Raw genomic sequence first — 12,898 nt, 5'->3', positions numbered from 1 at the left:
CGTTGTGTTCGTTGCAGCAGAGAGGCAAGATTATGAAGCAGCGCAGCGTAATCGTCAACCTCTATTTTTACCTCACCGTCGTTTCCGACCGTCCCCGCCACCGTTGCAGCCACTACTGTTTGCTGCCGTTTCAGCGGGGAGGCGAACTATAGCAAAGCACTCTCCCGCTTGGCAAGGATTTTCATGAAAGGTCCCGCAACAAGGCCTCGGCGACCGCCTCTTCATCGATTGCCCAGCCGACATAACGCATCGCGCCCGCCAAACCGGCGTCCCATTCGGCCGCAACCACGGCGGAGCCCAACGGCCGCCCTCCCCCAACTACCGCCGCTTCGTAATCGGCGGCGAAAAAGCGCCAGGGCGCCGCGCCGAACTGACGCATCACCAGATTGCCGATCGTGATGCCTGGCCAATCAAAGTCGCCGTGATAGCGCAAGGATGCGCCAGCCGCCCTTAGTTGCCCCAGCAAGGTGCGCTGTGCGGCGGCAGGCATGCCGTCGGTGCACACGAGCGGCGCGCAGCGGCCCGCCAAGACATCGGCGGCAATGGCGAGGAGGTTCGGGTTTTCGCACACGTACACAGGCAGGCCGGCAACCCGCCACGATGGCGGAGCGCGCAACAGGGCGCGCAGCGAGAGGTAGGCCGGCTCGCCCGAGGTCGACGGCGCACCTGGCAAATTGAGAAACAACACCGGCCTGGCCAACTCGTTGACCAAGACTCCGGCGGCGGCCCATATTTCGCGCACCGTTTCCTCGCTCTCGAGCGCCAACTCGGCCTCGTCCGCGGCGCGGCGGCGCAGCACTGCCAGCACCAGGGTGGCGACCGGCCGGCCGGGATCGAGTCCATGGGCGTCGCCCAGCACATCGGCGGCCAGGTGCGAACGCGCTTGCGCCGGTGCCGGCAAGCGCGCCAGCACACGCTGCGCCGCCTCGCATACAAGCCCGCCAAGCAGCGGATCGGCGCCCGCCACACGCTTGAGCAAACCGAGGCCCCTCGGATCCGCCAGCAGCGACGCCAGCCTCGGCTCACCGCACGCCGCACGCACGCCCTCCCACTGGGCCCGCGTATCGGCCTGCTGCGCGCCGCGGTCGACGATCGGGCCGTCCAGCAGTTGCAGGGCATCGCGCAGCGACTCCGCCAGCGCCGCATGCCGCAGGGCCGCATCAAGGTCGCCGATATCGATGCGCATCGCAGCTCCCTGCCCGCCACGGCGCCCAAGAATGCCGGACAGCGCGGCCCGCTCCAAGGCGGTCAGCCTGCCGAGGGTGACGACGCCGCCATCGAGGCCGCGCTCATACCGGGCGCGCAAACGCTGGCGCAGAGGCCGCAACGCCGCGCCACCCAACAGGCGCTCGAGCCGTTCGTGCGCGGCCATCGCCTACGGCCCCGGGTCGGCCGGCGGCGCCGGAAAACGACGCGCCCCATCGGCTTCGGCGCGGCGCGCGCGGCCGTCCCAGCTCCAGCGCGACACATACACCGCGTCGATCCCCTCATGACGCTGCAACTGGCAGATCGACACACCGGGCAGCTCGGCATAGCATGCCCATTCACGTTCGCTGGTCATCACGAAATCGAGATCGAATTCGCGCACCAGCGCCATGCAGTGCGCCCGGGCCGCGTCGTCGATGCCGGCAAAAGCTTCGTCGAGCAGCACCAGGCGCGGCGCGTGTGGCGAGCCGCCGTGGCTGTAGAAGCTCGATACCGCCGCGAACAGCGGCACCGTCAGGCCCAGCGCGCGTTCGCCGCTGGACGCGGGACCGGACAGGGGCCGCCACTGGCCGTCCTGCCAGCGCAGCACCCGGAAGCGATGCCAGCGCCGGTAGTCGAGCGCGCGCCCGAGCATCTCGAGCAGGCTGCCCCCGCCTCCGGACTCGGCGTCGACGCGCGCGCGCTCGCCGCTGATGCGGGTCTGCAGCATCGCGCCGACCACCTTGCGGTCCTGTTCCGACCAGGCGTCGAAACTGGTGTTGAGCAGGCGCTTGCGCGCCGTATCGAGGCCGACCGGAGCCCCTTCGCTGCCCGCCGGCAGGGCCTCCCATACGAGCTTGAAGCGCACCCCCGTGGAGGTCGGGCGCTTGGCCAATTCGGCATTGATCGCGTCCAGGCGCCGCTCGGCGTCCTGGAGCAGGCGCTGGATCGCCGCCGCCACTTCGGCCTGCAGGTGGTTTTCCAGCACCTCGGTCTCGCGCGCCGTCAGCAGCTCCTTGCGCTGGGCGATCTCCTCGGCGATGCGCAGCTCGATCAGGTCGGGCCGTTCCGGGCGGTTTTGGTAGATGATGGTGACGATCAGGCCATAGTCGCTGGTGTCGGCCTGGGCCTGGTGCCCGAGCGCGGTCAGCGCCGTCATCAACTCCGAATAATCGCGCGAGACCTGGCTCTGGACCCGGTTCCAGTCGGCGTCGTCGGCGTCGACATCCTGCAGGCCATGCTCGGCGCGGCGCGCCACGTTCAGCGCGGCCTCGATCGTCCATTGCGCCGCTCCGGTGTCAAGATCGGGCAGCGCGACCGCCAGCAGGCCGGTCGCGGCAAAGCGCTCCAGCCCCACGATCGCCTGCTGGCGCGCCCCGCTGCGCTCGGCCAGCGTCGCCGCGCCATCCTCGACCCGCTGCTCGCCGCGCGCGCGCTGGCCGCTGGCCGCATTCAAGGCGTCCATATCGGCGCGCAGGGATTTTTCGCCGCGCTCCACAGCAACCCTGGTGGCCGCCAGGCGCTGCATCAATTCCTCCACCTTGGCGCCGACCGTCGCGCGCAGGATCTGCAGGCGCGCGGCTGTCTCGTCGCGCTCCAGCGCGGCCTGATCCAGGTGGGCCTGGCGCAGCGCGACGTCGTGCGCGACCTCCTGCGCGCGCTCGTCCTGGCGCGCCAGCTCCGGCAGCGCGTGGCGCACGTTCTGGGCCTCCAGCAAGAGCGCCTGCAAGGCCGACTCGAAGCGAAGCAGTGCGGCCTCGGTGCGCGCCAATCCATCCGCGTCGACCGGCAGTTTGAGGTCCTCGCCATCTTGCGCCAGCAAGGCGCGCGCCGATTGCCAGCGCTCCTGGGCGGCAGCCACACGGGTGTCTGCCTGTTCGAGCCGCAGCGCGACCGCGCGCCGCTGCCGTTCGATGCCGCTGGCGCTGACATGGGCGGCGCGCAGGGCCTCGTCGGCGGGCGCGTTGCGCCACTCGTCGGCGGCCTGTTGCTGCTGTGCGACGATCTGCCGCTCCTGCGCGCGCGACGCGGCCAATTGCGCGGCCAGCGCGTCGATCAGCGCCGCCAGTTCGTCGAGGCGGCGGCGGCGCGCTTGCGCCCTGCTGGCCGCGCCGATGTATTCGGCGGCCGGCTTGCTCCAGGCGCCATGCAGCGGGCCGACCCGGAACCTGCCGTCCGGCGCGACCCAGGCTTCGGCGTCGCCGTCCTCCCGCTCGCAGCAGGCCACGCTGCGCAACAGGCGCAGGATGTGCGCCTCGTCGACAACGGCGCCGCGGGCCGGCTCGAGCCAGTCTGCCAGTGAATGCGCCAGGGGCAAACGCGCCACCAGCAGGGTATCGAAGGCGTCGGCCTCGATCAAGGTCCCGTCGGGGGCGAGCCATGCGTCGAGCAGGCCGGCCGCCTCGAGGGCGGCTTCCAGCCCGGCGCGCTGGGCGTCGCTGGCCGCGTGGCCGGCGCGGAACTCGATCAATTCCCACAGCGGCGCGCCCGGCTTGGCACCTTCAACGCGGGCCTGCTCGGCGCGATGATACGGCGCCGGCGGGCGCTTGTCCTCGCCGCGCTCGAGCGCGGCCTGTTCGGCGCGCAGTGCAAGGTCCTGCGCGTCCAGGGCCGCCGACCGCTGGCGCGCGGCGGCCAGGCGTTCGGCCAGGCGCTCGCTGGCCTGCTGCTGCGCGCGGTGCAGCGCGGCGCGCGCCGGATTGTCGCCTTCCAGGGTGGCTACCCATTCGGCCAGCGCGGCCAGCGCGCCGCCATCGTCGTCCAGGCGCAGTTCGCGCACGGCGCCAAGATGCTCCTGCCACGCCGCGACCAGCGCCGCGCCGCACTGCTCGATATCGATTTCGGCCGCCGCCGCTTGCGCGCCCACGTCGGCAAGTTCGTCGGACAGGCTGTTGCGCCCGGCCAGCTCCTGGGCCCGGTCGCGTTCGGCCGTGTCGAGCGCGCGCACGCGCCGCTGCAGGGCTGCCAGGTCGTCGCGCCTGTGCGCGGCCAGCGCCAGCAGGTTTTGCCGCGCCAGCGCGAACGGTCCTGCCTCGGCCCGCGCCAGCAGCTCGGGCGCGGCGAACAGGCGCGTGGCGTCGAGATAGTCGTCGCGCTCGGCCAGGCCGGCGTCGCCGGCGGCGCCGGCGGCCGGTTCGAGCGCGTGCGCCAGCGCGGCGCGCGCCGAATCGGCCCGGCTGCGACACAGGCCCAGCGCCTCGTCCTCGCGCCGGTGGCGCAGCGCGGCCTCGTCGAGCGCGGCCTGCGCCAGTTGCACGTCGCGGCGCCGCTGCTCGGTGTGCTGGGCGACCTCCTCGAGCCGGCGCGCGTCGCGCATCGTCGGATCGGCCTGCAATTCGGCCAGCGCCGCGCGCTCGCGCAGCAGGGCCGCGTCGCCGGCTGCGATCCGGGCCTGCAAGGCGCGTTCGGCCTCCTGCGCCGTCTCGAGCGCGGCGCGCGCCTCGTTCAGGTCGCGGCTGGCGTTGTCGAAGCCGGTCTGCGCGGTGCGCAGGGTGCGCGCGTGGCGCCGCGCGTCGACCCGCGCGTACACCTTGTAGCGCCGGTTGAACTGGCCGATGGCCTTGGACAGCGCGCTCAACTCGCTGAGCTGGGCGCTGTATTCCTCGAGCTGGCCCATGGCGTCGGCCACGTCGCCGAGCAGGTCGTCCGGCAGCGGCGGCAGCGCCTCGGTCAGCGCACCGGACAGGTTGTCCTCGTTCGGTTTTTTCGACAGCTGCGGCTGGCGCAGCTGGATCAGGGTGTCCATCAACGCGCCGTAGCGCACCTCGCCGAGCTGGAACAGGCGCTCGTCGACCGCGCGCCGGTAGCCACCCGCCGTGTCGAACACCTGGCCCCTGCCGGCCAGCGCGGCGCCCAGCCGGTCCTTGGTCAGCACCGCGCGCTGCGGGTTGATCAGCCACAGGTCCTGCCCCATGCGCTGGCCCTCGCTCATGAAGAACCAGCTGTCGACGCTGGCGCGGGCGGCCACCGCGCCCATGCCGCAACCGAGCGTGAGGTATTCGGGTCGCCCGTCCTCGCCCAGCCGCCCCAGCTCCATCCAGGCGTAGCCGATGCGCCGTTCGTGCTTGCCGAGCAGCAGGTTCCACGCCATTTTCTTGCCGGCGTCGCCGTCGGGCTCGATGCGCGAGGATTTGAGCTGGGCGTCGAACAGGAACGGCAGGGTCAGCGACAGCACCTTGGACTTGCCGGTGCCGTTGTTGCCGCGCAGGAGCAGGTGGCCGTCGCGGAACCAGAATTCCTCGCTGTCGTAGTGGAACAGCTCGACCAGGCCCAGCCGCAGCGGCTGCCAGCGCGGACGGGTCGGCTCCGGCAGCGCCGGCAGGGCGGCGGGCGCGGCTTGGGCCGGATCGGCGAGGAAGAGGGTGTCGTCCATTAGAAGAGGTTCGCCTGGTTGTCTGTTGCGGCCGGGTTCGCACCGGTTGTTTTGCGGGGGATCAGTTCGGTGTCGCCGAGCGAAAAGCGCGCCAGCGCCGGCAAGCCGCTCGCGCCGTCCGGGTCGCGCCGGATCAGGCGCAGCATGGCCAGCCGGGCCAGCGAGTCGCGCGCCAGCTCGGCCTCGGCGCCCGGTTCGCGCGCCGCTTTTTTCCAATAGCGCCCGTACAGCGGGGCGGCCGCGCCGATGAAGGCGGCCACCTCGGCCTCGGGCACCGGGGCGCCGGGGCGCGCGCGCGCCGCCCCGGCCAGGAATTCGGCCACCAGCAAGGTGATATGGGCGGCGGTGCCCTCGGCCGGCATCGCCGCGTCGGTCAGGTCGCCGCCCTCGTCGACCAGCGCCACGCCTTCGGCGCGCTGCTCGGGCACCAGCCCCACGGCCTCGCACAGGCGCGTGGCCAGCGGGCCGCGCTGGGACTGGAAGTAGGCGCGCAGGGCCGGATCGGCGTCGAATTCGTCGAAGTACACCACCGGGTCGTCGAGCAGGCGGCGCGCCAGATGGTGGCGCATCGCCGTGCGGCGGCCCTCCTCGTTGTCGGCCGTGTATTCCTCGACCAGCGCCTCGAGCCGCGCGTCCAGGGTCGCCGGGGCGCTGTCGGGCGGCCAGGTCGAGGGGCCGCGCGTGGCCGCCAGCAAGCCGGCCAGCACGCGCCGCTGCACGTCGTACAGGGCGTCGCCGTCGCGCGCGACGAAGGCGTCCTCGTCGCCGGCGACCCGGTGCAGCACCCCCAGTTCGAGCAGGAAGCGGCACACCGCCACCAGTTCGCGCCGCTCGTGCTGCGCCTCCAGGGTGAAGGCGAAGCCGCGCGCGGCCAGTTCCGGCTCGGACGCCAGGGTCAGCAGCTTTTCGCCCAGGGTGTGCAGGGTGATTTGCGGATCGGCGCGCTCGAGGGCCGCGCAGGCCAGGCAAAACAGCACGTAGCGGCGGCGGTCGAAGGCGGGCGCGCCGCGGCTTGGATCGCCCAGGTCGGCCGGCCGCTTGTAGAGCCGGGCGCAATCGCGCTCGATATGCAGGATCCAGCCGGTGGCCTGGGCGAACCAGTCGCGCAGCGCGTCGGCGTGGCGCCGCACGGCCGCGAAATCGGCGTGCGCCGCCGTCATCAAGGGGCGCATCAGCAGTGCGCGCAGGGCGTCGCGGCGCTCCTCGTCGCGGTGCCGGCTGAGCACATCCTTGATGGCGTGGGCGTCGGCGCGCCGGTCCTTGCCCGCCCGGGGCCCCGCCCCGGTCACGACGGCTCCATGGTCGAGGTGATGGTGAGCAGGTGGTCGCGCCCCGAAAAGATGCCGAGCTCGGTGGCGATGCTGGCGCGCGAGTCCGCCGCGAGCGGCTCGAGGCGGATCTGCAGCAAGCCGTCGGCGCTCTGGCGCGCCACGGCCTGCTCGGGCGAGCTCTGGGCCGCCAGCGCCTCGCCCAGCAAGGCCAGGAACAGGCGGAACGCCTGCGGCTCGAGCCGGCCCAGATCGGAGAGCCGGGTCGGCACGCCGGTCGCCAGCGCGGCGCGCGCCGCTTCGAGCTGGCTGCGCTCCTCGGCGATTTGCAGCGCCAGCATGGCGCGTTCGGCCTCGCGCTCGCGCACATGGGGCAGCGGGCCGCGCGCGGTCATCTCGCCACGCTCGCGCAGGCGCGGATGGATCTGCACGGCGGGCGCCTGCGCCCACGGGGTCGATGCCGGCACAGGGTCGGGCCGGCCGGCCGGCCCGCTGATCAGGCTCAGGTGGCGGGCCGGGTTCAGGGCGAAGCCCGCGCGCCACAGGCGGTGGGCGTCGTCGTCGCTGTCGGTGTCGGCGAACCAGCGCGCCAGGATGCGGAAATCGGCCGAGCGGTCGCTGCGCCCGCTGCGGCGCTCGTTGAGGGCGGCCACGGCGGCGAGCAACTGGGGAATCGCCGAACGCGCCTTGGCGCGCAGCATTTCCGACTGGGCCTGGATATGGCCGTCGCTGATGAACCAGCGCGACAGGCCGCGCCAGCGCTCGCGCCAGCTGTCTTGGCGCAGCGCGAACGCCTGCTCCTGGGCCGCGTCGTCGCCGGGCGCGGCGTCGCGCGTTTCGCGCTGGGCCGCCAGCGCCAGCAGCGGCTCGATGTGCGGGGCAAGTTCGTTCAGCCGCTGCACGATCGCGCCGGAGCGTCCCACCAGGTCGCTCACAAAACGCTGCAGGTAGTCGATCAGCCTTTGCTTGAAGGTCATGACCGCGTGCGGGTCGGCCTGCTGCAGTTCGATGGTGCGCGCCACGCCGGCCATGAAGGCCTGGGCGTTGTCGGCCAGGCCTTCGAACACGCGCACCAGGTCGCGCAGCACGCCGTGCACCTTGGCAGGATCGAGCGCGGGCGCGGCGGCCAGGGTGCGCAGGGCGTTGAGCTGGGTCAGGATGTCTTCGAGCGCGACGGTCTGCAATTCGCTGCGCCGCGCCAGCGCCTGGGCGAAGGTGGTCAGCGCCGATTCGACCGCCTCGCCGCCCAGCGACAGGCGGTACAGGAAGCGGGCTTTGTAAAAATCTTCGATGCTCGAGACGCGCGCGGTGTCCGGTTGCGATTCCAGGTTGCCCCATTCGGCCAGTTGCGACAGCGCCAGCTGGATCTCCTCGACCGGCGGCGCCGCGTCCGGCCAGGCCGCCTCCAGACGCACCTCGTCGGGGCGCAGCTGCAGGCGGAACTGGCGCTTGGCGGAGGCGAAGGTGTCCATGATCAGGCGGTAGAACTGGGCCTTCTCCGCGCTGACATGGCGGAACAGGTCACCGGCGCTGTGCGGAATGTTGCTCATCCGGATAAAGTGTGGGGGGGCGACGGCATGGGCCTATTTTAACAGTGCCGGTCCCGCCAACTGGGGCGGGGTGGCGGGGTGGCGGGGTGGCCATGCCATCGGTGTCCGCGCCCGGCCGATCCCGACATTGGCGAAATGCGCGGGGCCGGCGCCGCGGCGCCAGCCAGGCACGCCGCCGGCACTCGTCTTAAAGTCCGTCGAAGTTGGGCGCGCGTTTGGCGAGAAAGGCTGACATGCCCTCCTTTTGCGCCGGCGTCCCGAACGCGGCGTGGAAGTAACGGCGCTCGTAGCGCACGCCCTCGGTCAGCGTGGTCTCGAATGCGCGGTTGACGCTATCCTTGATCGCCATCGCCACCGTGACAGACATGGCCGCGATGGTCGTGCCGACCGCGATCGCCTCCTCCATCAGCTTATCGGCGGGAACGACACGCGACACCAATCCGGTGCGCTCGGCTTCGGCCGCGTCGATCATGCGCGCCGTCAGCAGCATGTCCATCGCCTTCGACTTGCCGATCGTGCGCGGCAGGCGCTGGGTGCCGCCCGCGCCCGGGGTGACGCCGACGCGGATTTCTGGCTGGCCGAATTTGGTGGTATCGGACGCGATCAGGAAGTCGCACATCATCGCCAGTTCGCATCCGCCGCCGAGCACAAAGCCGGACACCGCGCCGATGACCGGCTTGCGGACATTGAGGATGTGCTCCCAATTACGGCCGATGTAATTGCCGCCGAAGGTGTCGGCATAATCGTAATTGGCCATGGCCGCGATATCGGCGCCTGCGGCGAAGGCTTTTTCGCTGCCGGTCAGGATGATGCAGCCGATCGCCGGATCGGCGTCGAATTTATAGAGCGCGTCGCCGAGCTCGTTCATCATGTTGTCGTTGAGCGCGTTGAGCGCCTTGGGACGGTTCAGGCGGATCACGGCGACGCGGCCGTGGGTCTCGATCAGCAGATCTGAATATTCCATGGGATACATACCTTAATAAGATAAGAGCTGGACGAAAACGCAGATTGTAGCCCCTGCGTGCTCAAGAAATCATGTTTTGCGCCAGTTTTAGTAGCAAAACCTCACGGCGCGGCCGGCTTTGGCAGCAACACCCAAAGCGACCCGCGCTGCTTCATGCGTCCCGCGTTCTCCGACGCCTCATGGCCAAAACCGAAGAAAAAATCGGCCCTCACTTCGCCTCGGATGGCGCCGCCGGTGTCCTGCGCCATGACCAGGCGCTGCATCGGCACCTCGCTGTTCGATTGCGTGGTCGACAGGAACACCGGCGCGCCAAGCGGCAGATGGGACGGGTCGACCGCGATCGAGCGCGAGGGCGTGAGCGGCACGCCGAGCGCGCCCTTGGGGCCGACGCGCGGATCGGGCAGGCGCTCCTCGCGGAAAAACACCGCGCTCGGATTGACGTTGAACAGCTCCTGGCGGCGCGTCGGGTTGGCCACGATCCACGCCTTGATGCTTTGGGCCGAGGCCTGGGCCGCGGTCATTTCGCCCTGCTCCACCAGCCAGCGGCCGATCGCCTTGTACGGATGGCCGTTCTGGTCGGCATAGGCGACGCGCACCGTTTCGCGCCCGCCGTCGAGCGCGACCCTGCCGAACCTTGCACCTCGAGGAAGAAGGCCTCGACCGCATCGTCGACCCACAGCAACTCCTTGCCGGCGATGCCGGAGGCCGCGATTTCGGCGCGCGTGTCGTAGGGGACCACTTTTTTGCCGACCACGCGCCCGCGCAAGCGCATCGTCTTGAGCGCCGGATAGACCCCGGCCAGCTCGACCGTGACCATGTCGTCGGGCACGCCGTACAGCGGCGTCTGGAAGGCGCCGCCGCGTTTGCGCGCGCCGCGCAGCAGCGGCTCGTAGTAGCCGGTGATCAGGCCGGTGTCTGCGCCGCCGGCCGCGCGCACCTGGTGCGGCACGAAATTGGACTCGAAAAATTCGCGCACCCCGGCGCCGTTGGCGCCGTCGAGCGCGCGCGCCGTCGCGCATGGCGCGGCCCACTGTGGCTTTTTGCCCAGCGCGCCGCACGAGGCCATGAACGCGGGCCAGGCCTCGCGCAGGTCGTCGCCCTGCCAGCCCGGCAGCGCCGCGAAGGTGCTTGGCGTGAGCAGCGGCGCCGGCGCCGGCGCGACCTCGGGCTCCGCCGGCGGCAAGGCCAGGGGCGGCGACACCACCAGCACCGGCGGCGGCATCACGAGCGGCGGCCTTGGCGCCGGCGTGGTGCAGGCGGCCAGCACGGCGGCGCAGGCGATCGTGCCGAGGCCGGCCGAAACGGGTAAACTACGGCGTGTATATGACATGGGGATCGGTATGTGGCTATTGATGGTTGAGGCGGCGGCGGCGCTGGGCCTGCTGGTGTTCATCGTCTGGTGGACGATGTTTTCGGGCCGTGAGCCCGAAAAACAGGAGCGGATCGCACAGGCGCCGCCCGAGAAAAAGCTTCCGGGCGACGACCTCCCGCCCGCTTGATCAGTGCAGCGTGCGCGGCAGCGAGAGCATGAATTCGGGGATTTTGGCCTCGAACTGGTGCCCGTCCTCGGCCACGCAGAAAAACTCGCCGAACATCGAGCCCTGCGGCGTCGAGATCTGGGTGCCGCTCGTGTATTCGAACTGCTCACCCGGCTGCAGCAGCGGCTGATGGCCGACCACGCCGAGGCCGCGCACCTCCTCGGTCTGGTTGTTGCCGTTAATGATGACCCAGTGGCGCGAAATGAGCTGCGCGGCCACCGTGCCCGTGTTCTTGATCGTGATCGCGTAACTGAACACGAACAGCGGGCGCTCGGGGTCCGACTGCTCCGGGATGTACTGGGTCTTGACGTTGACGTCGAAAGCGTATTCCATGGGATATCCTTGGTAAGAACTATTAAAATTGCTCGTGCGCATATTCGTGCGCATGTTCGTGCGCATGTTCGTGTACATATAAGCGCCCGCCCAGGCGCGCCTTCGATGCAATCATACAATGGGCGGCCCGATTGGGGGCCGGCACGATAAGTTTCCGGGCGCAGCGTAAAATAGCGCATCCATAACTGCCCGGCCACGCCATGACCACCTACCGCATCGCCCCCAGCATCCTGTCCGCCGACTTCGCCCGCCTCGGCGAGGAAGTGCGCAACGTCGTCGCCGCCGGCGCCGACATCATCCACTTCGACGTCATGGACAACCACTACGTCCCCAACCTGACCATCGGCCCGCTGGTGTGCCAGGCGATCCGCCCGCACGTGCAGGTGCCGATCGACGTGCACCTGATGGTCAAGCCGGTCGACCGCCTGATCCCGGACTTCGCCAAGGCCGGCGCCAACATCATCACCTTCCACCCGGAGGCGTCGGAGCACATCGACCGCTCGCTCCAGCTGATCCGCGACAACGGCTGCAAGGCCGGCCTGGTGTTCAACCCGGGCACCCCGCTGCACTTCCTCGACCATGTGATGGACAAGATCGACATGATCCTGATCATGTCGGTCAACCCGGGCTTTGGCGGCCAGTCGTTCATTCCCGGGGCGCTTAAAAAGATCGCGCTGGCGCGCCGCATGATCGACGATTCGGGCCGCGACATCATGCTCGAGGTCGACGGCGGCATCAAGACCGAGAACATCGCGGCCGCCGCGGCGGCCGGCGCCGACACCTTCGTGGCCGGCTCGGCGATTTTTGGCAAGACCGACTACAAGGCCGTCATCGACGCCATGCGCGTGGAACTGGCGACGGTGGGCGCGCATGCGGGCCGGTAACGGGCCGATCCGGGCCGCCATCATCGACCTCGATGGCACCATGCTCGACACGGTGCCCGACTTCCACGTGGCGATCAACGGCATGCGCGCCGAGTTCAACATGGGCCCGATCAGCGAAGAGCAGATCAAGCACATGGTCGGCAAGGGCTCGGAGAATCTGATCCGCGGCGTGCTCGCGCTCGACCTCGACGCGGCCGGCGTGGAGCAGGACTTCGCCGCCGCGATGCTGTCGTACCAGCGCCACTACCTCGCCGTCAACGGCATCCACAGCGTGCTCTACCCGGACGTGGTCGAAGGCCTCGACGCGCTGCGCGGGCTTGGCCTGCGGCTCGCCTGCGTGACCAACAAGCCGCTCGCCTTCGCCGCGCCGCTGCTTGCAAAAAAGGGCCTCGCGCCCTACTTCGAGGTCGTCTACGGCGGCGAATGCCTACCCCGCAAAAAGCCCGACCCGATGCCGCTGCTGCGGGTGTGCGCCGACTTCGGGCTGGCGCCGGAACAGGTGGTGGCCATCGGCGACTCCTCCAACGACGCCGAGGCCGCGCGCGCGGCCGGCTGCTTCGTGCTCACCGTGCCCTACGGTTACAACCATGGACGGGCTATACACGAAACCGATTCAGATGGTATAGTTAATACGCTGCTAGACGCGGCAACCCTGATTAGTTCGCATAACACCACAGCAAACTGAAACCAAACACGCATGTTTTTCATCCAAAAACACACTGTCACGCAAACCGGCTCGATTGAGGCCTGGCTTTGGCGACGCTGGCAATCCTGGGCTAAGTAAACCCACTTGATTGCTGTCGG

General features: G+C 69.9%; 9 protein-coding genes and 1 pseudogene. 3 read left to right on the top strand and 7 right to left on the bottom strand.

Annotated elements, in window-relative coordinates; translation table 11 throughout:
• Positions 1–181 precede the first annotated feature (181 nt).
• From C7C56_RS08455 to mltA, 6 genes and pseudogenes are all read right to left on the bottom strand, one after another.
• The gene (locus C7C56_RS08455; RefSeq protein WP_106756992.1) at positions 182–1,372 is read right to left on the bottom strand and encodes a TIGR02679 family protein; all 1,191 of its coding nucleotides are present in this window, start codon (positions 1,370–1,372) and stop codon (positions 182–184) included.
• A gap of 3 nt (positions 1,373–1,375) precedes the next feature.
• Complete coding sequence (locus C7C56_RS08450) at positions 1,376–5,557, bottom strand: TIGR02680 family protein (RefSeq protein ID WP_106756991.1); 4,182 nt, start codon at positions 5,555–5,557, stop codon at positions 1,376–1,378.
• On the bottom strand, positions 5,557–6,846 hold the full coding sequence (locus tag C7C56_RS08445) for a TIGR02678 family protein (protein WP_229458422.1): 1,290 nt from the start codon (positions 6,844–6,846) through the stop codon (positions 5,557–5,559). The genes C7C56_RS08450 and C7C56_RS08445 overlap by 1 nt, the downstream gene beginning before the upstream one ends.
• Positions 6,843–8,375 carry a TIGR02677 family protein gene (locus tag C7C56_RS08440; RefSeq protein ID WP_106756990.1) on the bottom strand — a complete coding sequence of 511 codons (1,533 nt, stop codon included), beginning with the start codon at positions 8,373–8,375 and terminating at the stop codon, positions 6,843–6,845. Before C7C56_RS08440 ends, C7C56_RS08445 begins: the two co-directional genes overlap by 4 nt.
• A 187-nt stretch (positions 8,376–8,562) precedes the next feature.
• The gene (locus tag C7C56_RS08435) at positions 8,563–9,339 is read right to left on the bottom strand and encodes an enoyl-CoA hydratase (protein ID WP_106756989.1); all 777 of its coding nucleotides are present in this window, start codon (positions 9,337–9,339) and stop codon (positions 8,563–8,565) included.
• A gap of 101 nt (positions 9,340–9,440) precedes the next feature.
• Positions 9,441–10,669 (bottom strand): annotated as a pseudogene (mltA, locus tag C7C56_RS08430) (murein transglycosylase A).
• Positions 10,670–10,679: 10 nt separating this feature from the next.
• On the opposite strand from mltA, the gene C7C56_RS28665 reads away from it, so the two are divergent.
• The gene (locus C7C56_RS28665) at positions 10,680–10,838 is read left to right on the top strand and encodes a hypothetical protein (protein ID WP_181373070.1); all 159 of its coding nucleotides are present in this window, start codon (positions 10,680–10,682) and stop codon (positions 10,836–10,838) included.
• On the opposite strand, the gene apaG is transcribed toward C7C56_RS28665, so the two are convergent.
• Positions 10,839–11,210, bottom strand: a complete 372-nt coding sequence (gene apaG / locus C7C56_RS08425) for a Co2+/Mg2+ efflux facilitator ApaG/CorD (protein ID WP_106756988.1) — start codon at positions 11,208–11,210, stop codon at positions 10,839–10,841.
• Positions 11,211–11,410: 200 nt separating this feature from the next.
• Between apaG and rpe the strand changes: the two genes are divergently transcribed.
• Positions 11,411–12,094, top strand: a complete 684-nt coding sequence (rpe, locus tag C7C56_RS08420; protein WP_106756987.1) for a ribulose-phosphate 3-epimerase — start codon at positions 11,411–11,413, stop codon at positions 12,092–12,094.
• Entirely contained in the window at positions 12,081–12,779 is a 699-nt protein-coding gene (locus tag C7C56_RS08415; RefSeq protein ID WP_106756986.1) for a phosphoglycolate phosphatase, read from the top strand. Before rpe ends, C7C56_RS08415 begins: the two co-directional genes overlap by 14 nt.
• Positions 12,780–12,898: the final 119 nt, after the last annotated feature.

It is taken from the genome of Massilia glaciei, assembly GCF_003011895.2.
Taxonomy (GTDB): Bacteria; Pseudomonadota; Gammaproteobacteria; order Burkholderiales; family Burkholderiaceae_D; genus Telluria_A; species Telluria_A glaciei.
Note: the sequence above shows the minus strand (reverse complement) of the source record. Positions and strands in the feature narration are given on the sequence as shown.

Excerpts from the sequence above, each read along its gene's own strand:
- C7C56_RS08455 (WP_106756992.1), bottom strand. The coding sequence starts at position 1,372 with ATGGCCGCGCACGAACGGCTCGAGCGCCTGTTGGGTGGCGCGGCGTTG.
- C7C56_RS08450 (WP_106756991.1), bottom strand. The coding sequence starts at position 5,557 with ATGGACGACACCCTCTTCCTCGCCGATCCGGCCCAAGCCGCGCCCGCC.
- C7C56_RS08440 (WP_106756990.1), bottom strand. The coding sequence starts at position 8,375 with ATGAGCAACATTCCGCACAGCGCCGGTGACCTGTTCCGCCATGTCAGC.
- C7C56_RS08435 (WP_106756989.1), bottom strand. The coding sequence starts at position 9,339 with ATGGAATATTCAGATCTGCTGATCGAGACCCACGGCCGCGTCGCCGTG.
- C7C56_RS28665 (WP_181373070.1), top strand. The coding sequence starts at position 10,680 with ATGTGGCTATTGATGGTTGAGGCGGCGGCGGCGCTGGGCCTGCTGGTG.
- apaG (WP_106756988.1), bottom strand. The coding sequence starts at position 11,210 with ATGGAATACGCTTTCGACGTCAACGTCAAGACCCAGTACATCCCGGAG.
- rpe (WP_106756987.1), top strand. The coding sequence starts at position 11,411 with ATGACCACCTACCGCATCGCCCCCAGCATCCTGTCCGCCGACTTCGCC.
- C7C56_RS08415 (WP_106756986.1), top strand. The coding sequence starts at position 12,081 with ATGCGGGCCGGTAACGGGCCGATCCGGGCCGCCATCATCGACCTCGAT.